This is a genomic window from Variovorax sp. Varisp53, assembly GCF_059491555.1.
Window position 1 is genome coordinate 2,517,120 of record NZ_CP168512.1, and the last position, 25,124, is coordinate 2,542,243.

Below are 25,124 nucleotides of genomic sequence, written 5' to 3' on the forward strand. Positions count from 1 at the left end.
GCGGCCGCTCCCCACCGTTGGACTCCAATCTTCACTCCCTTTCCCGCCAGCTGATCGAATTGCGCATCGAGCATGCCGATCTCGACGCCACCATCGATCGGCTGGCCGAGGGCTCGCCGCAAGACGAGCTGCTGCTGCGGCGCCTGAAAAAGCGCCGCCTCGCACTGCGCGACCAGATCGCGCGCCTCGAAAACGACCTCGACCCGAAAGAGCCGGCGTGACGGGGGCGCTCGAAGACCAGGTGCGCGACGCCTTCGCGCAGGACGGCGCGCTGTCGCGTGCCGCCGAGCAGTTCCGCGAGCGCTCGGGACAGACCGAGATGGCGATAGCCGTGGCCCGCACCATCGACCAGGGCGGCGTGCTGGTGGTCGAGGCGGGCACCGGGGTGGGCAAGACTTTTTCGTACCTCGTGCCGGCCCTGCTGAGCGGCGAGCGCGTACTGCTCTCGACCGCCACCAAGACGCTGCAGGACCAACTGTTCGGCCGCGACCTGCCGCGTCTCGTCGAAGCCTTCGGCCTGCCGGTGCGCACCGCGCTGCTCAAGGGGCGCGGCAGCTATCTGTGCCTGCACCGGCTCGACCTGGCGCGCCACGATGCTTCGTTGCCTGAACGCGGCAGCTTGCGCACGCTCGCCAAGATCGAGCAGTGGTCGAAGGCCACGCGCACCGGCGACCTGGCCGAGCTACCGGGGCTGGACGAGCGCTCGCCGCTGATCCCGCTGATCACCTCCACGCGAGAGAACTGCCTGGGCGCGCAATGCCCGCAGTTCAAGCCCTGCCATGTCAACCTGGCACGGCGCGAGGCGCTGGCGGCCGACATCGTGGTCATCAACCACCATCTGTTCTTTGCCGACCTCGCGGTGCGCGAGACCGGCATGGCGGAGCTTCTGCCGACCGTGAGCGTGGTGGTGTTCGACGAAGCGCACCAGCTCAACGAAACCGGCGTGCAGTTTCTCGGCGCGCAGCTCGGCAGCGGGCAGGCGCTCGACTTCGCGCGCGACATGCTGGGTGCCGGCCTGCAGCATGCGCGCGGCCTGGTCGACTGGCAGCAGCTGGTCGCGGCGGTCGAGCGCGCCGCGCGCGAACTGCGGCTCGTGGTCGGCAAGCAATGGCCCGGCGCCAAGCTGCGCTGGCTGGGGGCCTCGCCCGAGGGCGTCGATCCCGATGCGTGGCAGCGCGCGCTGGACGACCTGCTGCAAGCGTTCGAGCTGTCGGCCGAGGGGCTCGCCACCGTCAGCGAAATCTCGCTCGACTTCGTGCGGCTGCACGAGCGGGCCCGCCAACTCGCGAAGCGCATCGCGCGCTTCGCCCTGCCATGCGAGATCGATTCGGTGCGCTGGGTCGATGTGGGCTCGCAGCTGCGGCTCATCGAATCGCCGCTGGACATCGCCGACGCCATGCGCAAGCGGGTGCTCAAGATCGCCGAGGCAGACCCCGATGCGGCCGATGGCGACGACGAGGATCTCGACGGCTATGGCGAGCGGCCGGCGCGCGAGACGGCGGAGCAGCACGATGGCGGCCGCGCCTGGGTCTTCACCTCCGCAACGCTGGGCGACGAGCCCACGCTGCGCTGGTTCACCGAGCCCTGCGGCCTGCAGGACGCGGAAGTGCTGCGCGTGCAAAGCCCGTTCGACTATGCCTCGCAGGCAGCGCTCTATGTGCCGCGTGCGTTTCCCAAGCCCAACGATCCGTCGCACAGCCAGCGCGTCGCGCAACTGGCCGCGCGCGGCGCGACCGAGCTGGGCGGCCGCACGCTGGTGCTGACGACCACGCTTCGCGCGCTGCGCACCATCGGCGACGCGATGAGGCAGCAATTCGAACTGCTCGACGCAGAGGCGCGGCCTGAGGTGCTGGTGCAGGGCGAACTGCCCAAGCGCGTGCTGATGGATCGCTTCCGCGAAGGCGCGAGCGCCGGACGCGTAGGCTGCGTGCTGGTGGCATCGGCCTCGTTCTGGGAGGGCTTCGACGCACCAGGCGATGTGCTGCAACTGGTGGTGATCGACAAGCTGCCGTTCCCGCCGCCGAACGATCCGCTGGTCGAGGCGCGCTCACAGCGCCTTGAAGCGCAGGGGCGCAGTTCGTTTGCCGACTATTCGCTGCCCGAGGCGGCCGTGGCGCTCAAGCAGGGGGCGGGGCGCCTGATCCGGCGCGAAACCGACAGTGGCGTACTGGCGATCTGCGATACGCGGCTGGTGGCCATGGGCTACGGCCGCCGGTTGCTGGCGGCGCTGCCACCGATGCGGCGGCTCGAAAACGAATCGGATTTCGAGGCCGCGCTGGCCGCACTCAAGACTTAGTTAGGGGCTACCAGACCTTCCACCAGGGATCGTCCTTGCCCTTGAAGCCGTTCGCGAGGTAGGTGCTCTTCGGATAGTTGGTGGTCAGCACGCGTTGGGTGTCGTCGCGCAGGTCCTTCATGCCGAGGGCGTCGTACGACTTCACCATGATGTACAGGGCTTCTTCGAGCGCCGGTACTTCGCGGTAGTCGGACAGCGCGACCTGGGCGCGGTTGATGGCCGCCAGGTAGGCGCCGCGCGAATAGTAGTAGCGCGCCACGTGAACTTCGTACTGCGCGAGCGAGTTCACGATGTAGTTCATGCGCTGGCGCGCGTCAGGGGTGTAACGCGACTCGGGGAAGCGCGTGACGAGGTCCTTGAACGACTCGAAAGATTCCTTGGCGGCCTTCTGGTCGCGCTCGGACAGGTCCTGGCGCGTCATGAACGCGAACATGCCGAGGTCGTCGTTGAAGTTGATCACGCCCTTGAGGTAGAGCGCATAGTCGATGGCGGGGCTCGCCGGGTGCAGCTTCATGAAGCGGTCGACGGTGGCGATGGCGTTCGCCTTTTCGCCCGACTTGTACTGGGCGTAGGCCTTTTCGAGCTGCGCCTGCTGCGCGAGCGGCGTGCCGGCGGCGCGGCCTTCGAGCTTCTCGTACAGCGGCACGGCCTTGTCGTAGGCGCCCGATCCGGCCTCGTCCTTGGCTTCCGAATAGATACGGTTGGGGCTCCAGTTGGCGGTCTTGTCGACGGAGGTCGACGAGCAGCCAGCAGCCAGCACAGCCGCGGCGCTGAGCGCGATCCAGGCGGGGACCGATAATTTGGCGCGAAACATCACATACGGCTTTCGTGAAACAGTTGCCCTCAATTATATCGACCGACCCTTTGGGCAATACCCCTGAGGCGCTGGAGGTTCCCGAGTTCGAGGAGGGGGCCGATCCAATCGAACCCAGCGAGCAGCGGCCCTTCGTCATCGACCCGGCCCAGCACGGCCAGCGGCTCGACCGCGCGCTCGCCGCGCTGGTGCCCGAGTTTTCCCGCAGTTACCTGCAGCAGCTGATCGAGGCTGGCGCTGTCGAACTGCAGGGCCGCACGCTGACCAAGGTCTCGGCCACCGTCAAGGCGGGGCAGACCGGCCGCATCGAGCTTCGTCCCACACCCCAGAGCCAGGCCTTCCGGCCCGAGCCGATGGACATCGTCACCGTGTACGAGGACGAACACCTGCGCATCGTCGACAAGCCCGCCGGCCTGGTCGTGCACCCGGCGCCGGGACACTGGAGCGGCACGCTGCTCAATGGCTTGCTGGCGCTGGACCCGAAGGCCGTGCTGCTGCCGCGTGCCGGCATCGTGCACCGGCTCGACCGCGACACCAGCGGCCTGATGGTGGTGGCGCGCACCCGGGCCGCCATGGATGCGATGGTGGCGCTGATCGCTGCCCGCGAGGTCAAGCGGCAGTACCTTGCCATCGGCCACAAGCCGTGGGAGGGCGCCGCGGGCCGGCAGGTCGACGCCCCCATCGGGCGCGATCCGCGCAACCGGCTGCGCATGGCCGTGGTCGATCTCGAGCGGCATGCGGGCAAGACGGCGCGCACGCTGATCGAGCGGCTCGACAGCAACACCGAAGGCTGCGCCGTACGCTGCACCCTCGAAACCGGGCGCACCCACCAGATCCGCGTGCACATGGCGTCGATCGGCCATCCGCTGGTGGGCGATGCGCTCTACGGCGGCGCGCCGGCTGCCGGGCTGTCGCGCCAGGCGCTGCATGCATTCAGGCTGACCTTCGTGCATCCCGTCACACAAGCGGCGCTCGAGTTCCGCTCGCCGCCGCCCGCCGACCTCGTCCAGGCTTTGCAGTCCTGGGGGCTGGATTACAATCGCGCCTGACGGCCCGAGGGCCGCGCCGGTCACCCGAGGCCGGCCTTGCGTTTGCATTTGCCGCGTGCCTGCAGCGCCTACTCCTTTCATCCTTCTGAACTAGCGCCCCGAGGCGCCTTTTCCCGGATAACGCGAACCATGAATACGGCGGATGCCAAGCGCATTCTCGAAACCGCCTTGATCTGTTCGAGCCAGCCGTTGCCGGTGCGCGATATGCGCGTGCTGTTCGACGACGAGCTGGGCGTGGACACCATCAAGGTGCTGTTGCTTGAATTGCAGGAAGACTGGGCGCAGCGCGGCCTGGAGCTGGTGAGCGTCGGCAGCGGCTGGCGTTTCCAGAGCCGGCCCGAGATGCGCGACCACCTCGATCGCCTGCACCCCGAGAAGCCGCCGCGCTACACCCGCGCCGCACTCGAGACGTTGGCCATCATTGCCTACCGGCAGCCGGCCACGCGCGGCGACATGGAAGACATCCGTGGCGTGACGATCAACTCGCTGATCCTCAAGCAGCTGGAAGACCGCGGCTGGGTCGAGGTCATCGGCCATCGCGAAACGGTCGGCCGTCCGGCGCTGTACGCAACCACGCGCCAGTTCCTCGACGACCTGGGCCTGGCCTCGCTCGACCAGTTGCCACTGATCGAAACGCCCGCGCAGCAGGCAGCGCTGGTCGATGCACTCGAGCAGGCGTCCGGTGAGCAGCAGGGGTTGCCCATCGATGCCGCGCCCGAGATCGAAGCGCTGGCAGAGGGCGATGCGGATGCATCGGGGATGGCAGAGCTGGAGTCTTCCGCCGCCGAAGCCGCCGAGGCGCAGTTTGCCGAGAACGCCGCAGGCGCCGAATCTCCCGTCGAGCCCGAACCCGAACCCGCGCCAGAACCCGAATCCATACCCGAGCCCGAGCCCGCTCAGGCACCGTCGCCAGAACCCGATGCCCCGTCCCAGGACGAGGCCGACCCTCACGCTCCCTCTCCCGGAAAAACCTCATGAGCACAACCGACACCGAAGACGCGGCGATGCTGCCGGCCGAGCCCGAAGTCAAAAAGAAGAAAAGGGCGGCTCCGTCCAGGAAGGCTGCAGGTGATGCTATTGAATCGGTAGCGCCGGAGGCAGCGGCGCGGGAAGTCGCTGCACCGGTGGAGGCCGAGGCGCCCAAGAAACCGAGAGCGCCCCGCAAGAAGAAGCCGGTCGAGCCGTCCGTGGCGGATGAGGCGGTGGCTTTGCCTGTTGCGCAGCCGCCCGAGGCGATCGCGCCGGCGGTCGTTGCCGCCGAGGAAGCTCCGGTTGTCGCCGTCGCCGCTGAAGAGACCCGCGATCCCGCACCGGTCGAAGCCGATCGCCGCAGCAGCGATGACGGCGAAGAAGAGCGGGACGAAGACGAAGACGAAGAAGAACCCGACGAGGAAGAAGACGACCTCGACCGCGCCCGCCGCGCCGCCGAGCGCGAACAGCGCAACGCGCCGCCGCCTGAGCCGATCCGTTTCTCGGACGTCATCTCCGGCCAGTTCGACGCCGACGAAGAAAGCCCCGAAGTCCCGCCGCTCAAGCGCGTGCTGCTGCCCGAGGCGGATTCGCCCAAGCTGCACAAGGTGCTGGCCCAGGCCGGCCTGGGCTCGCGGCTCGAGATGGAGCAGCTGATTCTCCAGGGCCGCATTTCCGTCAACAACGAGCCGGCCCACATCGGCCAGCGCATTCAGTACGGCGACCAGGTCAAGATCAACGGCAAGCCGATCCGCTACCGCATCGCACCCCCGCCGCCGCGCGTGATCGCGTACCACAAGCCTGTGGGCGAAGTGGTCACGCATGACGATCCGCAGAACCGCCCGACCGTGTTCCGCAAGCTGCCGCGCCTGCAGCAGGGCAAGTGGCAGTCGGTCGGCCGGCTCGACCTGAACACCGAAGGGCTGCTGCTGTTCAGCAGCTCCGGCGACCTGGCCAACCAACTGATGCATCCGCGCTTCGGCCTGGAGCGCGAGTACGCGGTCCGTGTGCTGGGCGCGCTCACCAGCGAAGAAAAGCAGAAGCTGCTCGACGGGGTGCGCCTCGACGACGGCATGGCGCAGTTCGGCACCATCGAGGACGGCGGCGGCGAAGGCTCGAACTGCTGGTATCGCGTGACCATTTCCGAAGGCCGCAATCGCGAGGTGCGCCGCCTGTTCGAGTCGGTGGGCCATGCGGTCAGCCGGCTGATCCGCATCCGCTACGGCGCCATGGTGCTGCCGCGCGGCCTGAAGCGTGGCGCCTGGATGGAACTCGACGAGCGCGATATCCGCGCGCTGTTCCAGGCCTCCGGCGGCGCGGTTGCCCGGCCCGGCCCGCAGCAGCGTGGCCCGGGGCAGGAGGGCGGTGGCGGCAATGGCCGAAACGGGCGCAACAAGAAGCGCCGAGGCAATCGCAATGGTGGTGGCGGCCAGCAGCCGCGCGACATGCGCGATGCTCGCGACGACGGCAGCCGCGAAGCGCCGATCCCGAGTCCGCTGGGCGACGGACGTCCGCCGCGCGGCGACCGGGGTGGCCGTCCCAATCGTGGCGGTGGCAACGGCGGCCCGCCTCAAGGGCAGGGACGCCGCGGCAACAGCGGCAACCGCCAGGGCGGCGGCAATCGCAGCAGGGCGACGACCGTCAACCGAGCGGCGCCAACCAGCCCGATCCGATGAAGACCTCGCTGGGCTACATCGGCGCCGACAGCTTCTCGCGCCAGCGCAAGGAGCAGCGCGGAGGCCCGCGTCGTGGTGGCGGCGGTGGTGGCGGCTTCGGCGGCCAGGGCGGCCAAGGTGGCGGGCGCCGCCGCGGGCGCTGAAAGCCAGCCGTCGGCGCGCGGCCTTTCGCGGGGTTTTCACCAATCCGAAAGGCTGCGCCGGTTAAAATCAGAGGCTTTGTCGACATGTGATGCAACAAGCGCGTTGCAGTTGTGACAAAACACTTCAAAATCAAAGCTCCAGGAAGCATTTCAATGGCTATCGAACGTACCCTTTCCATCATCAAGCCCGACGCAGTTGCCAAGAACGTCATCGGCAAGATCGTTTCCCGTTTTGAAGCTGCCGGCCTCAAGGTCGTCGCCGCCAAGCTGGTGCACCTGTCGCGCAACGAAGCCGAACAGTTCTACGCCGTGCACAAGGAACGTCCCTTCTTCAAGGACCTGGTCGAGTTCATGATCTCGGGCCCCGTGTTCGTGCAAGTGCTCGAAGGCGACAACGCCATCGCCAAGAACCGCGACCTGATGGGCGCCACCGACCCGAAGAAGGCCGCTGCCGGCACCATTCGCGCCGATTTCGCCGACAGCATCGACGCCAACGCCGTGCACGGTTCGGACGCTGCCGAAACCGCAGCGAACGAAGTCGCTTTCTTCTTCGCCGGCCTCAACGTCTACGCACGCTGAAGCTGTCTGCCGATCGATTCCATGACCACGGCCAATCTGCTCGAATTCGATCTCGAGGGGTTGGCTGCGTTCTGCGAAAAACTCGGCGAGAAGAAATTCCGCGCCACGCAACTGTTCCGCTGGATCCACCAGCGTGGCGCCAGCGACTTCACCCAGATGACCGATCTGGCGAAGTCGCTGCGCGAGAAACTCGCGACCACCGCGCGCGTGGAGGCCTTGCAGGTCCTCACGCAGCACGAATCCAAGGACGGCACGATCAAGTGGCTGTTCGACGTCGGTGACGGCAATGCCGTCGAAGCCGTATTCATTCCCGAGGACGACCGCGGCACCCTGTGCGTGTCGTCCCAAGCCGGCTGTGCGGTCGGATGCCGCTTTTGCTCGACAGGGCATCAGGGCTTCAGCCGCAACCTGAGCACGGGCGAAATCGTCGCCCAGCTCTGGTTTGCCGAACACTTCCTGCGCAAGCACCTGAAGCGCGACGAACGCGTCATCTCCAACGTGGTGATGATGGGCATGGGCGAGCCGCTGCAGAACTACTCGGCGCTCGTGCCCGCGTTGCGCACCATGCTCGACGACAACGCCTACGGGCTGTCGCGCCGTCGCGTGACGGTGTCGACCTCCGGCGTGGTGCCCATGATCGACCGCCTCGGCGCCGATTGCCCCGTGGCCATGGCCGTCTCGCTGCACGCGCCCAACGATGCGCTGCGCGACGACCTCGTGCCGCTCAATCGCAAGTACCCGATCGCCGAACTGCTCGAGGCCTGCAAGCGCTACCTGGTGCATGCGCCGCGCGACTTCATCACCTTCGAGTACTGCATGCTCGACGGAGTGAACGATCAGCCCGAGCATGCGCGGCAGCTTATCGAGCTGGTGCGTACGCACGGCATCTCGTGCAAGTTCAACCTGATCCCGTTCAACCCATTTCCGGCGTCGGGCCTGCTGCGCTCGCCGCAGCCGCGCGTACTGGCATTCGCCAGGACGCTGAGCGAAGCCGGCCTCGTGACCACCGTGCGCAAGACGCGCGGCGACGACATCGACGCCGCCTGCGGCCAGCTCGCCGGCGACGTCAAGGACCGCACCCGTGCGGCCGAGCGCATGGCCCAGCGACGCGCGGCGGAGCGCCCCATTGTTTTGCATCCGGTCCGCAAGACCGTCCCCCAGGAGCACTGAACCGATGAGCATGGCCATTCCGATGACGACCGCGAGCGTGCAGCGAATGCTGACTGTGGGTTTCGCGGGCGTTGCCATGGCGTTGCTGCTTGGGGGCTGCGTGAACACGCGCACAACCACCACCAGCCTGGCCGACACCAGCTCGGGCAAGGGCGCCGAGATCGTCACCGAGTCCGACGAAACCAGCCGGCAGCGCCGCGCGCGCCTGCGCATGGAACTGGCCTCCGGCTATTTCGAGCATGGGCAGACCACCGTCGCGCTCGACGAAATCAAGCAAGCGCTGGCCGCCGATCCCAACAACGCCGACGCCTACAACCTGCGCGGCCTGGTCTACATGCGGCTCGACGACGCCGCGCTGGCCGAAGACAGCTTCCGCCGCGCCATCGCCATCAATCCGCGCGACCCCAACGCGCGGCAAAACTACGGCTGGCTGCTGTGCCAGCAGAACCGCTACGGCGATGCGGCTGCGCAGTTCACGGAAGCCCTGGCCGTGCCGAGCTATGCGGACCGCGCCAAGACGCTCATGACGCAGGGCGTGTGCGAACTCAAGGCCGGCCAGCGGGTCCAGGCGGAGCGCAGCCTCATGCAGGCCTACGAGATCGACGCCGGCAATCCGGTGGTCGGCTTCAACCTGGCTTCGTTGCTGGCGCAGCGCGAAGAATGGTCGCGTGCGCAGTTCTACATTCGCCGCGTCAACAACAGCCCTTCGGCCAGCGCCGAGACGCTCTGGCTCGGCATCAGGGTCGAACGAAAGCTGAACAACCGCGAGGCAGTCGCGCAGTTGGGAGGTCAACTGCAACGACGCTTCCCCCAGTCGCGGGAGGCAACAGCGTACGAGCGCGGGAATTTCAATGACTGATCGGGTTTCGGAGTTCGGCACTTTCGCAGCACAGCCGCCGGAAGAAGGCGACATCACGCACAAGACGGCCGGCGACCTGCTGCGCGAGGCGCGCGAGGCCCACGGCCTGCACATCGAGATGGTGGCTGCCGCGCTGAAGGTGCCGCCGCAGAAGCTCATGGCGCTTGAAGCGGACGACATCGCCTCGCTGCCCGATCCGGTCTTCGCTCGCGCCCTGGCGAGCAGCGTCTGCCGCGCGTTGCGCATCGATCCCGCGCCCGTGCTCGCGAAGCTGCCCAGCACGCAAAAGGTGTCGCTGGCCGAGGCCGATCGCACGCTGCGAGGGAACATCGCCTCCAACACGCCGCGCTGGAACAACAACGGCCGCTCCAGTGGGCTGCCTTCGCGTGCGCTGCTGATCGTGGTGGGGCTCCTGCTGGTGGCCGCGGGTGCGCTGTTCTGGTTACCGCAGTCGGTGTTCGACCAGATCGGGGCTTCCGTGTCGCGACTGACGGCCCGCGGCGAATCCGGTGAGGGTTCGGGGCCTGCCGGCGGACCGGTGTCGTCCAGCGGGACCGGCGCTGTCGCGGAAAACGTGCCCGTGCAGGCCGTGGCGCCGAGCGGTCCAGTGGGCGAGGCTCCCGCGGCCGCCACCCCTGGCGCGCCTGCTGCTGCCGTGGCACCGGTCGCCGCTGTGCCCGTTGCCCCTGCCGCGCCCGCCACTGCAGCCGCCAGTGGCCAGCAACTTGTCTTCGTGGCACGGGAAGAGTGCTGGGTCACCGTGACCGAAGCAGGGGGCAAGCAGCTGCTGCGCCGCAGCCTGAAGGCTGGTGAAACGGTGGGTTTGTCGGGCACGCTGCCGCTGTCCGTCGTGGTCGGTCGCGCGTCGAGCGTCGACGTGCAGGTGCGCGGCCAGCCGTACGACCTGAAGCCTGTCACCAAGGGCGGTGGCGTGGCGCGTTTCGAGGTGAAATCATGACCGGCGATTGCCTCCCGCTTCCAATCGAGTCGGCCGCGCCAAAGGCGCGTCGCTCGCGCCAGGCCAGCGTGGTCTGGGGGCCGCGCGTGGTCACGGTGGGCGGCGATGCTCCGGTGCGCGTGCAGTCCATGACCAACACCGACACCGTCGATGCCATCGGCACCGCGATCCAGGTGAAGGAACTGGCGATTGCCGGCTCCGAGATGGTCCGCATCACGGTCAACACGCCCGAGGCTGCCGCGCAGGTGCCCTACATCCGCGAGCAACTAGACCGCATGGGCATCGACGTGCCGCTGATCGGCGACTTCCACTACAACGGCCACCGCCTGCTGACCGACTATCCGGCCTGCGCCGAGGCGCTGAGCAAATACCGCATCAACCCCGGCAACGTGGGCAAGGGCGACAAGAAGGACAGGCAGTTCGGCCAGATGATCGACGCGGCCATGCGCTGGAACAAGCCTGTGCGCATCGGCGTCAACTGGGGCAGCCTCGACCAGGAACTGCTCGCCAGCCTGATGGACACCAACAGCCAGCGCGCCGAGCCCTGGGATGCCAAGCAGGTGATGTACGAGGCGCTGATCACTTCGGCGATCGAGTCCGCCAGGCTGGCCGAGTCGATGGGCATGAGCGGCAACCAGGTCATCCTGTCGTGCAAGGTGAGCGGCGTGCAGGACCTGATCTCGGTCTATCGCGAACTGGCCAGGCGCTGCGACTATCCGCTGCACCTGGGCCTGACCGAGGCCGGCATGGGCACCAAGGGCACGGTGGCCTCGGCCACGGCGCTGTCGATCCTGCTGCAGGAGGGCATTGGTGACACGATTCGCGTGTCGCTCACGCCGCAGCCGGGCGAGTCGCGCACGCAAGAGGTGCTGATTGCCAACGAGATCCTGCAAGCCCTGGGCCTGCGCGTGTTCGTGCCGAGCGTCACGGCCTGCCCGGGCTGCGGCCGCACCACCAGCACCACGTTCCAGGAATTGGCTAAGCAGATCGACGACTACCTGCGCCTGCAGATGCCGGTCTGGCGCAAGAAATATCCGGGCGTCGAGACGCTGAAGGTGGCCGTCATGGGCTGCATCGTCAACGGCCCCGGCGAGAGCAAGCACGCCGACATCGGCATCAGCCTGCCCGGCACCGGCGAGGCGCCTGCCGCGCCGGTCTTCATCGACGGCGAAAAGGCTCTCACGCTGCGCGGCGACAATATCGCCAACGAGTTCCATCAGCTCGTCGAAAACTACATCGAAAAGCGCTTTGGCGGCGAACACGCTGCCCTGGCCTGACACCTCCGCAGACTCATGGCTGAAAAACTGAATGCCGTCAAAGGCATGAACGACATATTGCCGCCCGAATCGGCGCGCTGGGAGTGGCTCGAGGCCACCGTGCGCGACCTGATGGGGCGCTATGCGTACCGCAACGTCCGCACGCCGATACTGGAGCACACCGCGCTCTTCGTACGCGGCATCGGCGAAGTGACCGACATCGTGGAGAAGGAGATGTACTCCTTCCACGATCGCTCGGACAAGTACGGCGACAACGACCACCTGACGCTGCGACCCGAGAACACCGCCGGCATCGTGCGCGCCGCGATCGAGCACAACATGCTCTACGACGGCGGCAAGCGCCTGTGGGCCATTGGCCCGATGTTCCGGCGCGAGAAGCCGCAGCGCGGGCGCTTCCGGCAGTTTCACCAGATCGACGTTGAGGCGCTGGGCTTTGCCGGACCCGACATCGACGCCGAGCTGATCCTGCTCGCGAGCGCGCTGTGGAAGGCGATCGGCCTGACCGACGTTCGGCTGGAGCTCAACAGCCTTGGCCAGCCGGCCGAGCGCGCGCAGCACCGCGCACAGCTCATCGCACACTTCGAGGCGCACGCCGACAAGCTCGACGAGGACGGCAAGCGCCGCCTGCACAGCAATCCGCTGCGCATCCTCGACACCAAGAATCCGGCGATGAAGGACGTGGTCGAGTCGGCGCCGCGGCTGATGGATTTCCTCGGCGCCGAATCGCTGGCGCACTTCGAGGGCCTCAAGGCCATCCTGGACGCCAACGGCGTGGCCTACACCATCAACCCCCGGTTGGTGCGCGGTCTCGACTACTACAACCTCAGCGTGTTCGAGTTCGTGACCGACCGGCTCGGCTCGCAGGGCACGGTGTGTGCCGGCGGCCGCTACGACGGCCTGTTCGAGCAGCTGGGCGGCAAGCCGGCTCCCGCGGTGGGCTGGGCGATCGGCGTGGAGCGCGTGCTCGACCTGATGAAAGAGCAGGGCACCCAGATCCCGGCCCGAGCGCCCGACGTCTATGCCGTCGTGCCCGATGCCGCCGCCATGCCGGTGGTGCTGCGCACGCTGCAGCAATTGCGCGATGCCGGTGTTCGCGTGCAGATGCACGCCGCCACGGCCGACGGTCTTGGCAGCTTCAAGTCGCAGTTCAAGCGGGCCGACAACAGCGGGGCCACCTACGCCCTGATCTTCGGCGCCGATGAACTTGCACGCGGCGAAGTGACTCTCAAGGCGCTGCGCGACGGAAGCGGTGCGCAGACCTTCCGGCCACTCGCCGAAGTGGCCGCCTGGGCCGCCACCCTACAATCGCCGGCTCCCAACACCTGACAGCGCATGGCAACCCATCTCGACCTCGAAGAACAGGAACAGCTCGACCAGCTCAAGCATTTCTGGAACACCTACGGCACCCTGATCACGTGGGCCGTGCTGCTCGTCGCTGGCGCCTTCGTGGCCTGGAACGGCTGGCAATGGTATGGACGCAACAAGGCGGCGCAGGCCTCGTCGCTCTACGACGAAATCGAGAAGACCGCGCAGGCCGGCGATCCGGCGCGCATCGCGCTCGTGCTCGACGACATGAAGAAGCGCTTCTCGGGCACTACCTATGCGCAGCAGGCCGGCCTGCTGGTCGCCAAGACGCTGTACGAAAAGGGCAATGCCGCGGGCTCGCGTGCCGAACTCGAATGGGTTGCGCAGAATGCCGTCGATCCGGGCTACAAGGCTATTGCCAGGCTGCGGCTGGCGGCCGAACTGCTCGACAGCAAGTCCTACGACGATGCGATCAAGCAGCTCGACGGCAGCGTACCCAAGGAATTCGAACCGCTGGTGGCCGACCGCAAGGGCGACATCTACCTGGCCCAGGGCAAGCGCGCCGAGGCGCAGGCCGAATACCGCAAGGCCTGGACCGGCCTTGGCGCCACCTCCGACTATCGCCGCCTGGTCGAAATCAAGCTCAACGCGGTCGGTGTCGATCCGAAGAGCCTGGCGCCAGTCGTCACCGTTACACCTGCAGCCCCCAAAACTCCCTGACCGCATATGAATTTCAAGCGTTTCATGCCTGAATCGACCGCCCTGCGCGCGGGATCAGCTCTTGTTTTGGTGGCGCTCCTCGCCGCCTGTTCGGGCAGCGGCAAGCCGAAGCCGGCAGAACTTCCCGCCAATCCGGCCCTGATGGGCGTGCGCCAGGCCTGGACGGTGCGCATCCCCGAGGTCAAGTTCCCTCTCACCACCGACATCAGCGGCGACACCGTCACCGTGGCCGGCAGCGACGGCACGGTGGTTGCCATCGACGCCCGCGCCGGCCGTGAAACCTGGCGCGCCAGCGCCGGTGCGCCGCTGGCAGCCGGTGTAGGCAGCGACGGGTCGATGGCCGCGGTCGTGACCACCGGCAACGAACTCGTCGCCATCGAGAACGGCAAGGTCCTGTGGAAGCAGAAGCTCTCGGCCCAGGCCTTCACCGCACCGCTGGTGGCGGGACGCCGCGTGTTCGTGCAGACCGCCGACCGCAGCATCAGCGCCTGGGACGGCCAGAGCGGCCGCCGCCTCTGGATCCAGCAGCGCACGGGTGAAAACCTCGTGCTGCGCAAGTCGGGCGTGCTGATCGCCGTGGGCGACACGCTGGTCGCAGGCATCGGCGGCCGCCTGGTGGGCATCAACCCCGCCAATGGCACTTCGCGCTGGGAATCGCCCATTGCGGCACCGCGCGGCACCAACGACGTGGAGCGCCTGGTCGATCTGACCGGCAGCGTGAGCCGCTTCGGCGACACCATCTGCGCCCGCGCGTACTACGCCAGCGTCGGCTGCGTCGAGACCGTGCGCGGCTCGCTGGTCTGGAGCAAGCCCGCCTCGGGCGCCGACGGCGTCAGCGGCGACAGCGGTTTTGTCTACGGTACCGAGTCCGACGGCAGCGTCGTCGCGTGGCGCCGTGCCGATGGCGAGCGCGCCTGGCAGATGAGCCGCTTGAAGAACCGCAACCTCACCGCGCCGCTGGCCGTGGGCCGCTCGCTGATCATCGGCGAAGACACCGGCACGCTGCACTTCGTGTCGCGTGAAGATGGCGCGCTGCTCAATCGCGTCACGCCCGATGGCTCGGCCATCACCGTCACGCCGGTGCTGGCTGGCAACACGGTCGTGGTCGTGACTGCCAAGGGTGGCGTGTTTGGTTATCGCCCTGAATAACTCTTTCTTTTCCCCTTTCTCTTTCCAAGGCCCGACCATGAAATCCGCGCCATCGAAAGGCCGGCCATGAAGCCGGTCGTGGCCCTGGTCGGGCGGCCCAACGTTGGCAAGTCGACCCTCTTCAACCGCCTGACCCAGACGCGCGACGCCATCGTCGCCGACTTTGCCGGCCTCACGCGCGACCGCCACTACGGCAATGGCCGCCTGGGCAAGCACGAGTTCATCGTCATCGACACCGGTGGCTTCGAACCCGACGCGGGCAGCGGCATCTACAAGGAAATGGCCAAGCAGACGCGGCAGGCCGTGGCCGAGGCCGATGTGGTGATCTTCGTCGTCGACGCCCGCGAGGGCCTGTCGGCGCAAGACCATGACATCGCCAACGAACTGCGCCGCCTCGGCAAGCCTTGCGTGCTGGCGGCCAACAAGGCCGAAGGCATGCACGACGGCACCAAGCTGGTCGACTTCTACGAACTCGGCTTCGGCGATGTGCATGGCGTATCTGCTGCGCACGGGCAGGGCATGCGCGACCTCGTCGAACTCGCCCTGGAACCGCTGAACCTGCCCGATCCCGACGACGAGACGGACGAGGACGAGGTCAACAAGCCGATCAAGCTGGCCGTGGCCGGACGGCCCAACGTGGGCAAGTCGACGCTGATCAACACCTGGCTCGGCGAAGAGCGCCTCGTGGCCTTCGACATGCCGGGCACCACGCGCGATGCGATCTCCGTGCCCTTCGAGCGCAACGGCCAGCGCTTCGAGCTGATCGACACGGCCGGCCTGCGCCGCAAGGGCAGGGTGTTCGAGGCGATCGAGAAGTTCTCGGTGGTCAAGACGCTGCAGGCCATCGAATCGGCCAACGTGGTGCTGCTGCTGCTCGACGCCACGCAGGGCGTGACCGACCAGGACGCGCACATCGCCGGCTACATCCTCGAAAGCGGCCGTGCGGTGGTGATCGCGATCAACAAATGGGACGCCGTCGACAGCTACCAGCGCGAGCAGATCCAGCGGCAGATCGAGACCCGGCTGCCGTTCCTGAAGTTCGCGGCGCTGCATTTCATCTCGGCCATCAAGCGCCAGGGCCTGGGCCCGGTGTGGCAGGCGATCGCGCAGGCCCACAAATCGGCCACGCGCAAGATGTCGACGCCGGTGCTGACCCGCCTGCTGCTGGAGGCGGTGCAGTTCCAGGCGCCCAAGCGCGGGGGCATGTACCGGCCCAAGCTGCGCTATGCGCACCAGGGGGGCATGAACCCACCCGTGATCGTGATCCACGGTAATTCACTGGAGCACGTCACCGACGCCTACAAGCGCTTTCTCGAAGGGCGCTTCCGCAAGGAGTTCGACCTTGTGGGTACCCCCTTGCGCATCGAGTTCAAGAGCTCGCACAATCCATTTGCCGACAAGGACGACTGAGGGGCTTGGCTGCCGATGGCGGCCGATGAGCTGCGGGCCGAGTGGAAGTTCCGTCTTTTGAGAGCCGTTATTTTCTCAAGGCTTTTGACCCCGATTGCTGCGGCGCAGAAACCCTGTGTTAAGGTCATCTCTCCAACAACTACTCTTGAACACGGAGAATATCGTGAGCAATAAAGGGCAACTTCTGCAAGACCCGTTTCTGAACACCCTGCGTCGTGAGCACGTGCCGGTTTCCATTTATTTGGTGAATGGCATCAAGCTGCAGGGCCAGATCGAGTCTTTTGACCAGTACGTCGTGTTGCTTCGCAATACTGTGACGCAAATGGTCTACAAGCACGCCATTTCCACCATCGTGCCGGGTCGTGCCGTCAACTTCTCGGCTACCGAGAACGAAGACGCCGCAGCCTGATCGCGCGGAGCGCGGCGGCCCCTGCTGCCGCGCTTTTTCCCAATTTCTGATCCCGCTTGTCTGAACTGATCCCCCGCCAGGAAGGCGCCGCCGTTCTCGTCGGCGTCGATTTCGGGCTGCCCCATTTCGACAGCGAACTCGAGGAACTCGGCCTGCTCGCGCAGACCGCGGGCCTGACGCCCGTCGCCCGTCTTGCGTGCAAGCGCAAGGCACCCGACGCGGCCCTGTTCGTTGGCAGCGGCAAGGCCGAAGAAATCAAGGAGCTGGCTGCCCTGTACAGGGCGAGCGAGGTCATCTTCGACCAGGCCCTGAGCCCCGCGCAGCAGCGCAACCTCGAGCGCCAGCTCGACATCGCGGTCTACGACCGGACCTTTCTCATCCTCGAAATCTTCGCCCAGCGCGCGCGTTCGCACGAAGGCAAGCTGCAGGTCGAGCTGGCTCGCCTGCAGTACCTCAGCACGCGGCTGGTCCGCCGATGGTCCCACCTGGAGCGTCAGACCGGCGGTGCAGGCGTGCGCGGCGGCCCGGGCGAGAAGCAGATCGAGCTCGATCGCCGGATGATCGGCGAGTCGATCAAGCGCACGCGCGAGCGTCTCGCCAAGGTGCAGAAGCAGCGCGGCACTCAGCGCCGGCAGCGCGAGCGACGCGACACCTTCAACATCTCGCTGGTGGGCTACACCAACGCGGGCAAGTCGTCGCTGTTCAATGCGCTGGTCAAGGCCCGCGCCTATGCGGCCGATCAGCTGTTCGCCACGCTCGACACCACCACGCGCAATCTCTACCTGGGCGATGCCCGGCGGCAGGTGTCGATCTCCGACACCGTGGGTTTCATCCGCGACCTGCCGCACGGGCTGGTCGATGCCTTCAAGGCCACGCTGCAGGAGGCGGTCGATGCCGACCTGCTGCTGCATGTGGTCGACGCCTCCAACCCCCACTACCCCGAGCAGATGGCCGAGGTGCAGACGGTGCTGCGCGAGATCGGCGCCGACACCGTGCCGCAGCTGTTGGTGTTCAACAAGCTCGACGCTCTTGAAAGCGCGCAGCATCCGCTGCATCTGCAGGACGAGATGGAAATCGACGGCGCGCAGGTCCCCCGCATCTTCCTCAGCGCCAGGAGCGGTGAGGGCGTGCCGCTGCTGCGCGCCGAACTCGCCCGGCAGTCGGGTTCCGTAGCCGATACGATGACCCCTGAGGCAGACGCTGAATTGCACGATGCAACCGATTGATTGGGCACAATCCCGCCACTGACAAGAGAACGAAGCGAATGAATTCAAAGCCAGCGCGGAGAGGGTTTCTGGGCATGTTCAACCTGAACGACGGCCGATGGGGTCGCGGCGACGAGCCGTCTTCCAACGGTAGCCGCCCCCCCGACGCCAATCCTCCGGGTGCACCGACCCCGCCGCCTTCGAGCAATGGCGGCAACAACGGCAACAACGACAACCGCCCTCGCGGACAGGGCCCCAACCAAGGTCCTCCCGACCTCGATGAACTCTGGCGCGACCTCAATCGCAAGCTTGGTGGCTTCTTCGGTGGGAAGGGCGGTGGCAACCGCCCCAACGGCGGCAATGGTGGCGGCAACGGCTACAGGCCCGACATGAAGAATGCAGGATTCGGCCTCGGTCTCGTGGCGGCAGTGGTGGTCCTGATCTGGCTCGGCACCGGCTTCTTCATCGTGAACGAAGGCCAGCAGGCCGTCATCACACAGTTCGGCCGCTACAAGAGCACCGTGGGCGCCGGCTTCAACTGGCGCCTGCCGTACCCGATCCAGCGCCACGAGGTGGTGGTGACCACGCAGATCCGTTCCGCCGACGTCGGCCGCGACGCCATCGTGCGCTCCACCGGCCTGCGCGAGTCGGCCATGCTGACCGAAGACGAGAACATCGTCGAGATCAAGTTCGCCGTGCAGTACCGCCTGAGCGATCCGCGCGCCTGGCTCTACGAAAGCAAGTCGCCCGCCGACACCGTCGTGCAGGTGGCCGAGACCTCCGTGCGCGAGGTGGTCGGCAAGATGAAGATGGATGCCGCGCTGGCCGAAGAGCGCGATCAGATCGCGCCGCGCGTGCGCACGCTGATGCAGACCATCCTCGACCGCTACAAGATCGGCGTCGAAGTCGTCGGCATCAACCTGCAGCAGGGCGGCGTGCGTCCGCCCGAGCAGGTGCAGGCCGCGTTTGACGACGTGCTCAAGGCTGGCCAGGAGCGCGAGCGCACCAAGAACGATGCGCAGGCCTATGCCAACAACGTGGTGCCGCTCGCCACCGGTACGGCTTCGCGCCTGAAGGAAGAGTCCGAGGCCTACAAGGCGCGGATCGTGGCGCAGGCCCAGGGTGATGCCGGCCGCTTCAGTGCGGTGCTGGCCGAATACCAGAAGGCCCCGCAGGTAACGCGCGACCGCATGTACACCGATGCCATGCAGCAGATCTACGCCAGCACGACGAAGGTGCTGGTCGACAGCAAGCAGGGCTCCAACCTGCTGTACCTGCCGATTGACAAGCTCATGCAGCTGAGCGGCAACAGTGCGGCGGCCACGCCGGTCGACGCGGCCAGCCCGAACGTTGCCGGCACTGCTCCGGCCCAGTCCTCGGTGATCCCGGTGGCCCCTGCGACGAACGACGTGCGCGCCCGCGATGGCCGCTCGCGTGACCGCGACGTGCGTTGAAAAAAGGCCCGAAAGAATATGAACAGAATCGGATTCATCGCCACCTCGATCCTCGTGCTGCTGGTGCTGGCAAGCTCGACCCTCTTCGTGGTCGACCAGCGGCAATTCGGCGTGGTCTATGCGCTTGGCCAGATCAAGCAGGTCATCACGGAGCCCGGCCTCAACTTCAAGCTGCCGCCGCCGTTCCAGAACGTGTCGTACATCGACAAGCGCCTGCTGACGCTGTCGAGCGTGGACACCGAGCCGATGCTCACTGCCGAGAAGCAGCGTGTGGTGATCGACTGGTATGTGCGTTGGCGCATCAGCGACCCGCAGGCCTACATCCGCAATGTCGGCCTCGACGAGAACGCAGGCGCCATGCAGCTCAACCGCGTGGTGCGCAATGCGTTCCAGGAAAACATCAACAAGCGCACCGTGCGCGACCTGATCTCGGTGCGCCGCGAGGCCCTGATGGCCGACGTGCAGCGCGAAGTGCTGTCGGTGGTGAAGGGCGCCAAGCCCTGGGGTGTGGACGTGGTCGACGTGCGCATCACGCGTGTCGACTACGTGGAAGCCATCACCGAATCGGTCTACCGCCGCATGGAAGCCGAGCGCAAGCGCGTGGCCAACGAGCTGCGTTCGACCGGCACGGCCGAAGGCGAGAAGATCCGCGCCGATGCCGATCGCCAGCGCGAAGTGATCGTGGCGAACGCCTACCGCGACGCGCAGAAGATCAAGGGCGAGGGCGATGCCCAGGCCGCTTCCACATACAGCGAGGCCTTTGGCCGCGACCCGCAGTTCGCTCAGTTCTACCGAAGCCTCGAAGCCTACAAGCAGAGCTTCAACAAGAAGAGCGACGTGATGGTGCTCGATCCGTCCTCGGACTTCTTCCGCGCCATGCAAGGTTCGGGTTCGAACACCAACGCTTCCCGTCGTTGATTCGCAGCCGCCCTCAGGAGCCGTGAGCGCCGACACTTTCTGGAGCGCGCTGGCGCTCGTCCTGGTGATCGAAGGCATCCTGCCTTTCGTCTCGCCGGGAGGGTGGCGGCGCGGCTTCGGCCAGCTCATGCAGCTGCGTGACGGCCAGCTTCGTTTCTTCGGACTTTGCAGCATCCTGCTGGGTTTGCTACTGCTCTGGATCTTGGGGTAGCGCGGTCCCGGTAGAATTCCGGTTTAACCACGCCCTCGATCCCCATGTCCGCCTGGGTCCTCCCGGATCACATTGCCGATGTGCTGCCCTCAGAGGCGCGCCACATCGAAGAACTTCGACGCCAGCTGCTCGATACCGCCCGTGGCTATGGCTACGAGCTGGTGATGCCGCCGCTGCTCGAACACCTCGAATCGCTGCTCTCGGGCACCGGCGAGGCGCTCGACCTCCAAACCTTCAAGCTCGTGGACCAGCTCTCCGGCCGCAGCATGGGCCTTCGTGCCGACACCACCCCCCAGGTGGCGCGCATCGATGCCCACCTGCTGAACCGCGACGGCGTGGCCCGCCTGTGCTACTGCGGACCGGTGCTCCACACCCGGCCCGACCGCCCGCACGCCACCCGCGAGCCGCTGCAGTTCGGCGCCGAGATCTACGGCCATGCCGGGCTCGAGGCCGACACCGAAACCCTGCTGCTGGCGCTCGACTGTCTCGACGCCGCCGGTCTGCGCGAGGGCGTGATCGTCGACCTGGCCGATGCCCGAATCGTGCGTGCGCTGTTCGCCGGCGTACCGGTCGATGCCGCCACGCTCGCCCGGGTGCACGCCGCACTGGCCGCCAAGGACGCGAGCGAGCTCGCTTCGCTCACCAAGGACTTCCCCGCCGCCTCGCGCGAAGGGCTGCGCGCCCTGGTCCAGCTGTACGGCGACGCGTCGGTGCTCGACGAGGCCACCAAGGCCTTGAAGGGCACGCCTGCCGTGGGCGCCGCGCTGGCCGGCCTGAAACAGCTCGCTGCCGGCCTCCAGGGCGTGGCCGGCCGCCAGATCAGCTTCGACCTGGACGACCTGCGCGGCTATGCGTACTACAGCGGCATGCGCTTCGGCATCTACGTGCCCGGCGCGGCCGATTCGCTGGTGCGCGGCGGCCGCTACGACGAAGTGGGGGCCGTGTTCGGCCGCAACCGTCCGGCCGTCGGCTTCAGCCTCGACGTGCGCGAGCTGGTCGGCGTGCTGCCGGCCCGCCCGCTGCGCGCCGCCATCCCCGCGCCCTGGAGCGACGCGGCTGGCCTGCGTCAGGCGATTGCCCAATTGCGCAAGTCCGGTGAAACGGTAGTCTGCGTGCTGCCGGGCCATGGCAGCGAAATCGATGAATTCCACTGCGACCGCGAGCTCGTCGAGCAAGCAGGGCAGTGGAGTGTCCGAGCGATCTGAATTTTTGAAGTAATGGAACGAGCATGAGCGTAACCACCGGAAGAAACGTGGTCGTCGTCGGCACCCAGTGGGGCGACGAAGGCAAAGGCAAGCTGGTCGACTGGCTGACGGAAAGCGCCCAGGGCGTGGTCCGTTTCCAGGGCGGCCACAACGCGGGCCACACGCTGGTCATCAACGGTGTGAAAACCGCGTTGCACCTGATCCCGAGCGGCATCATGCGGCCCGGCGTCAAGTGCTACATCGGCAACGGCGTGGTGCTGTCGGCGGCCAAGCTGTTCGAGGAAATCGAAGGGTTGGAGAAGGCTGGCGTCGAGGTGCGTTCGCGCCTGCGCATCAGCGAGGCCTGCCCGCTGATCCTGCCGTTCCATGCCGCGCTGGACATCGCGCGCGAGGCCTATCGCGAAAAGGGCGGCATCGAGAAGATCGGCACCACCGGCCGCGGCATCGGCCCGGCCTACGAAGACAAGATCGCACGCCGCGCACTGCGCGTGCAGGACCTGAAGCACCCCGAGCGCTTCGCCACCAAGCTGCGCGTGCTGCTCGACCTGCACAACCACGTGCTGACGCAGGTGCTGAGCGCGCCGGCCATCGATTTCGACGAAGTCTTCAACGAAGCGATGAGGCACGCCGAGCTGCTCAAGCCCATGATGGCCGACGTCTCGCGCGAACTGAACGACGCGCACAAGAACGGCGCCAACCTGCTGTTCGAAGGCGCGCAGGGCACGCTGCTCGACGTGGACCACGGCACCTATCCGTACGTCACCTCCAGCAACTGCGTGGCCGGCAATGCCGCCGCCGGTTCGGGCGTGGGCCCGGGCATGCTGCACTACATCCTCGGCATCACCAAGGCCTACTGCACGCGCGTGGGCGGTGGTCCGTTCCCCACCGAACTCGACTGGGCCACGCCCGGCACCCCCGGCTATCACATGAGCACCGTGGGCGCCGAAAAGGGCGTGACCACCGGCCGCAGCCGCCGTTGCGGTTGGTTCGACGCCGCGCTGCTCAAGCGCTCGGCGCAGGTCAACGGCCTGTCGGGCCTGTGCATCACCAAGCTCGACGTGCTGGACGGCCTCGAAAAGCTCGAGCTGTGCACCGGCTACGAACTCGACGGCGAAACCACTGACATCCTGCCGATGGGCGCGGACGAGATCGAGCGCTGCACGCCGATCTACGAAACCCTCGAAGGCTGGACCGAGAGCACCGTGGGCGTCACGCAGTACGACAAGTTGCCGATCAATGCGCGCCTGTACCTGCAGCGCATCGAGCAGATCACCGGTGTGCCGATCCACATGGTGTCGACCAGCCCGGATCGCGACCACACGATCATGATGCGCCACCCCTACTTGGCCGACTGAAGAGGAAAAAAGACCCATGTTGACCGAAGACGGCAAGCATCTCTACGTCAGCTACGACGAGTACCACAACCTGATCGAGAAGCTCGCGATCAAGGTGCACCAGTCGGAATGGCAGTTCGACACCATCCTGTGCCTGGCGCGCGGCGGCATGCGCCCTGGCGATGTGCTCTCGCGCATCTTCAGCAAGCCGCTGGCCATCATGTCGACCAGCTCGTACCGCGCTGACGCGGGCACGGTGCAGGGCCATCTCGACATCGCGCGCTTCATCACGACACCCAAGGGCGAGATCGCTGGCAAGGTGCTGCTGGTCGACGACCTGGCCGATTCGGGCCATACGCTGCATGCCGTGATGGACATGCTGCGCAACAACTATCCGCCCATCACCGAGCTGCGCAGCGCAGTGATCTGGACCAAGGCGCTGTCGACCTTCACGCCCGACTACCAGGTGGAATTCCTGCCCACCAACCCCTGGATCCACCAGCCCTTCGAAGGCTATGACTCGCTCGGCGCCGAGAAGCTGATCGAGAAGTGGTCGGTCTGATCTCTCAGCCGGCGCCGCCGAGCATCTCGGTGTAGCGCCGCTGCATTTCTTCCGGCGTCAGCTTCTCGATGCTGTGCCCCACGTTCCAGCGATGGCCGAAGGGGTCGCGAAAAACGCCGGAGCGTTCCCCGTAAAACTGATCCTGCGGTGCCATGTCGAGCATGGCGCCTGCAGCGACTGCGCGCGCCACCAACGTGTCGGCATCGTCCACATGCAGGTGCAGCGTGACGGCCGTGCCGCCCAGCGTCTTCGCACTGTGGATGTTGAACTCGGCGAATTCGTCCGAGATCATCAGGATCGCGCCGTTGTGGAAGTCTAGCTCCGCGTGGCCGATGCGCCCGCTGGGTTCGGTCAGGCGAAAGATCTCCTTCACCTCGAAGACCTTGCAGTAGAACTCGATGGCTGCGCCGGCATCGTGGACGCAGAGGTACGGAAACAGCTCGTGGATGGCCATGGTTTGTTGTCCCTTCGGGTTGAGATGGGCGCGATTCTGGCGCTCGCCGCAGATCAGGTCTTGAACAAATTTGACCTGCGGGGGCGTAGCAGGCCGCTCAGATCCGCACGTGCCGCGAGGACGTCGGTGCCGCCCGCCGGTACGACTGCGGCGACATGCCGGCGATCGCCAGGAAATCGCGGTTGAAGTGCGCCTGGTCGCTGTAGCCGGCCTGCAGCGCCAGCTCGACCCAGCGTTGGGCCGGGGCGGTGGCGAACTGGCCGATCACGCGGTCGAAGCGCAGCATGCGCGCGTACTGCTTGGGTGCCAGGCCGGTCATGCCGCGAAAGAGCGCGATGAAGCGCCGGTGGCTGTAGCCGCTTTGCTTCACCAGTTCGCCGATGGCGCCGGCTTGCCCGTCGTTGTCGTTGGCACTCGCGCTGGACATGCGGGCCAGTGCCTGCGCCACCGCGGGGTGCAGGCCATGCACGGAGGACGAGGCAAGGCGCGCGCTCAGCAGGGCAGCGACGATGGCGAGCTGCCGCGCCTGCGAGTCGGTGCCGTGCAGCTGTTCGAGCGCGAAGCCCGCATCGGCACCCCAGAGCGCTTCGAGCGGGGTGTGGCGCCTGGCCAGCGCATCTTCGGGCGCCCCGAGCAGCGCCCTGGCCGCGCCCGGCTGCAGCATGACGCCGACCGAACGCGTCGCGACGGACACATCGCGCACGAAGAAGGCCGAGCGGGTGCCGCCCACCATGGCGTAGCCCACCGTGAAGCCCTGCGCATCGGCATCGTCGCGAAACAGGCGCAATGGCGGCCCCGAGAGCCGGAAGACCAGGTGCATGCCGCCGGTGGGCAGCACATGCTCGCGCGCACCCGGGCGCTCGGCAGGCTTGCCCCCGGGCGACGAGGCCCACATCAGCCGCACGAAGGGCCGCAGGTGAGAAGGGGCAAGGCGCGTCAGTTGCACGGTCGCGGGCTTCTTCCATGAAGCGGGCTCTGGCCCATCCGCGCATTGTGCG

The 25,124-nt window shown here is 66.9% G+C and carries 24 protein-coding genes and 1 pseudogene; 22 read left to right on the plus strand and 3 right to left on the minus strand.

The annotated features are described in order from the left end of the window. Nucleotides 1–17 precede the first annotated feature (17 nt). Nucleotides 18–221 carry a YdcH family protein gene (locus ACEOAB_RS11660; RefSeq protein ID WP_007828249.1) on the plus strand — a complete coding sequence of 68 codons (204 nt, stop codon included), beginning with the start codon at nt 18–20 and terminating at the stop codon, nt 219–221. After that, a complete protein-coding gene (gene yoaA, locus ACEOAB_RS11665) occupies nt 218–2,296 on the plus strand; it encodes a DNA repair helicase YoaA (RefSeq protein ID WP_413750518.1) in 2,079 nt (692 codons plus the stop codon). Before ACEOAB_RS11660 ends, yoaA begins: the two co-directional genes overlap by 4 nt. Before the next feature lie 7 nt (nt 2,297–2,303). On the opposite strand, the gene ACEOAB_RS11670 is transcribed toward yoaA, so the two are convergent. Further along, entirely contained in the window at nt 2,304–3,110 is an 807-nt protein-coding gene (locus ACEOAB_RS11670; RefSeq protein ID WP_056598095.1) for an outer membrane protein assembly factor BamD, read from the minus strand. Between the two features lie 50 nt (nt 3,111–3,160). Here ACEOAB_RS11670 and ACEOAB_RS11675 point away from each other — a divergent pair, with 50 nt between their 5' ends. The 20 genes and pseudogenes from ACEOAB_RS11675 to ACEOAB_RS11770 all read left to right on the plus strand — a co-directional run bounded on the left by ACEOAB_RS11675 (nt 3,161) and on the right by ACEOAB_RS11770 (nt 23,672). After that, nucleotides 3,161–4,159 (plus strand): RluA family pseudouridine synthase, encoded by a 999-nt coding sequence (locus tag ACEOAB_RS11675; RefSeq protein ID WP_413750517.1) that lies wholly within the window; start codon nt 3,161–3,163, stop codon nt 4,157–4,159. Nucleotides 4,160–4,288: 129 nt separating this feature from the next. Then, on the plus strand, nt 4,289–5,137 hold the full coding sequence (gene scpB, locus ACEOAB_RS11680) for an SMC-Scp complex subunit ScpB (RefSeq protein WP_413750516.1): 849 nt from the start codon (nt 4,289–4,291) through the stop codon (nt 5,135–5,137). Then, nucleotides 5,134–6,947: pseudogene (locus ACEOAB_RS11685) on the plus strand (pseudouridine synthase). The gene scpB and the pseudogene ACEOAB_RS11685 overlap by 4 nt, the downstream one beginning before the upstream one ends. A 153-nt stretch (nt 6,948–7,100) precedes the next feature. Next, the gene (ndk, locus tag ACEOAB_RS11690) at nt 7,101–7,526 is read left to right on the plus strand and encodes a nucleoside-diphosphate kinase (protein WP_007828277.1); all 426 of its coding nucleotides are present in this window, start codon (nt 7,101–7,103) and stop codon (nt 7,524–7,526) included. Nucleotides 7,527–7,547: 21 nt separating this feature from the next. Then, on the plus strand, nt 7,548–8,696 hold the full coding sequence (rlmN, locus tag ACEOAB_RS11695; RefSeq protein WP_056598110.1) for a dual-specificity RNA methyltransferase RlmN: 1,149 nt from the start codon (nt 7,548–7,550) through the stop codon (nt 8,694–8,696). A 4-nt stretch (nt 8,697–8,700) separates the two neighbouring features. Beyond that, on the plus strand, nt 8,701–9,555 hold the full coding sequence (pilW, locus tag ACEOAB_RS11700; protein ID WP_413748608.1) for a type IV pilus biogenesis/stability protein PilW: 855 nt from the start codon (nt 8,701–8,703) through the stop codon (nt 9,553–9,555). Next, complete coding sequence (locus ACEOAB_RS11705) at nt 9,548–10,513, plus strand: RodZ domain-containing protein (RefSeq protein ID WP_413748609.1); 966 nt, start codon at nt 9,548–9,550, stop codon at nt 10,511–10,513. The genes pilW and ACEOAB_RS11705 overlap by 8 nt, the downstream gene beginning before the upstream one ends. Then, nucleotides 10,510–11,790, plus strand: coding sequence for a flavodoxin-dependent (E)-4-hydroxy-3-methylbut-2-enyl-diphosphate synthase (gene ispG, locus ACEOAB_RS11710; RefSeq protein ID WP_413748610.1), 1,281 nt, complete (start codon nt 10,510–10,512; stop codon nt 11,788–11,790). The genes ACEOAB_RS11705 and ispG overlap by 4 nt, the downstream gene beginning before the upstream one ends. A 15-nt stretch (nt 11,791–11,805) precedes the next feature. Further along, nucleotides 11,806–13,116 (plus strand): histidine--tRNA ligase, encoded by a 1,311-nt coding sequence (hisS, locus tag ACEOAB_RS11715; RefSeq protein ID WP_056598120.1) that lies wholly within the window; start codon nt 11,806–11,808, stop codon nt 13,114–13,116. A 6-nt stretch (nt 13,117–13,122) separates the two neighbouring features. Next, nucleotides 13,123–13,815 (plus strand): YfgM family protein, encoded by a 693-nt coding sequence (locus ACEOAB_RS11720; RefSeq protein ID WP_056521702.1) that lies wholly within the window; start codon nt 13,123–13,125, stop codon nt 13,813–13,815. 6 nt (nt 13,816–13,821) lie between these two features. Further along, complete coding sequence (bamB, locus tag ACEOAB_RS11725; protein ID WP_056598122.1) at nt 13,822–14,964, plus strand: outer membrane protein assembly factor BamB; 1,143 nt, start codon at nt 13,822–13,824, stop codon at nt 14,962–14,964. A 66-nt stretch (nt 14,965–15,030) separates the two neighbouring features. Beyond that, nucleotides 15,031–16,374, plus strand: a complete 1,344-nt coding sequence (gene der / locus ACEOAB_RS11730) for a ribosome biogenesis GTPase Der (RefSeq protein WP_056598124.1) — start codon at nt 15,031–15,033, stop codon at nt 16,372–16,374. Nucleotides 16,375–16,537: 163 nt separating this feature from the next. After that, complete coding sequence (gene hfq, locus ACEOAB_RS11735; RefSeq protein WP_007828293.1) at nt 16,538–16,783, plus strand: RNA chaperone Hfq; 246 nt, start codon at nt 16,538–16,540, stop codon at nt 16,781–16,783. Nucleotides 16,784–16,839: 56 nt separating this feature from the next. Next, nucleotides 16,840–18,009 carry a GTPase HflX gene (hflX, locus tag ACEOAB_RS11740; RefSeq protein WP_056598125.1) on the plus strand — a complete coding sequence of 390 codons (1,170 nt, stop codon included), beginning with the start codon at nt 16,840–16,842 and terminating at the stop codon, nt 18,007–18,009. A 74-nt stretch (nt 18,010–18,083) separates the two neighbouring features. Beyond that, the gene (gene hflK / locus ACEOAB_RS11745) at nt 18,084–19,442 is read left to right on the plus strand and encodes an FtsH protease activity modulator HflK (RefSeq protein ID WP_413748627.1); all 1,359 of its coding nucleotides are present in this window, start codon (nt 18,084–18,086) and stop codon (nt 19,440–19,442) included. 18 nt (nt 19,443–19,460) lie between these two features. Continuing rightward, a complete protein-coding gene (gene hflC / locus ACEOAB_RS11750; protein WP_007828296.1) occupies nt 19,461–20,360 on the plus strand; it encodes a protease modulator HflC in 900 nt (299 codons plus the stop codon). A 22-nt stretch (nt 20,361–20,382) separates the two neighbouring features. After that, entirely contained in the window at nt 20,383–20,571 is a 189-nt protein-coding gene (locus tag ACEOAB_RS11755) for a DUF2065 domain-containing protein (protein ID WP_042672606.1), read from the plus strand. Between the two features lie 44 nt (nt 20,572–20,615). Beyond that, nucleotides 20,616–21,776 (plus strand): ATP phosphoribosyltransferase regulatory subunit, encoded by a 1,161-nt coding sequence (locus tag ACEOAB_RS11760; protein ID WP_495653747.1) that lies wholly within the window; start codon nt 20,616–20,618, stop codon nt 21,774–21,776. A gap of 23 nt (nt 21,777–21,799) precedes the next feature. Continuing rightward, entirely contained in the window at nt 21,800–23,131 is a 1,332-nt protein-coding gene (locus ACEOAB_RS11765; RefSeq protein ID WP_413748611.1) for an adenylosuccinate synthase, read from the plus strand. 16 nt (nt 23,132–23,147) lie between these two features. After that, nucleotides 23,148–23,672: a phosphoribosyltransferase gene (locus ACEOAB_RS11770; RefSeq protein ID WP_056598132.1), complete on the plus strand. Its 525-nt coding sequence runs from the start codon at nt 23,148–23,150 to the stop codon at nt 23,670–23,672. A gap of 4 nt (nt 23,673–23,676) precedes the next feature. Here ACEOAB_RS11770 and ACEOAB_RS11775 read toward each other — a convergent pair whose 3' ends face one another. Together ACEOAB_RS11775 and ACEOAB_RS11780 are read right to left on the minus strand one after the other, a co-directional pair. Beyond that, nucleotides 23,677–24,126, minus strand: coding sequence for a VOC family protein (locus tag ACEOAB_RS11775; RefSeq protein ID WP_413748612.1), 450 nt, complete (start codon nt 24,124–24,126; stop codon nt 23,677–23,679). A gap of 97 nt (nt 24,127–24,223) precedes the next feature. Continuing rightward, on the minus strand, nt 24,224–25,072 hold the full coding sequence (locus ACEOAB_RS11780) for a helix-turn-helix domain-containing protein (protein WP_413748613.1): 849 nt from the start codon (nt 25,070–25,072) through the stop codon (nt 24,224–24,226). Nucleotides 25,073–25,124 lie beyond the last annotated feature (52 nt).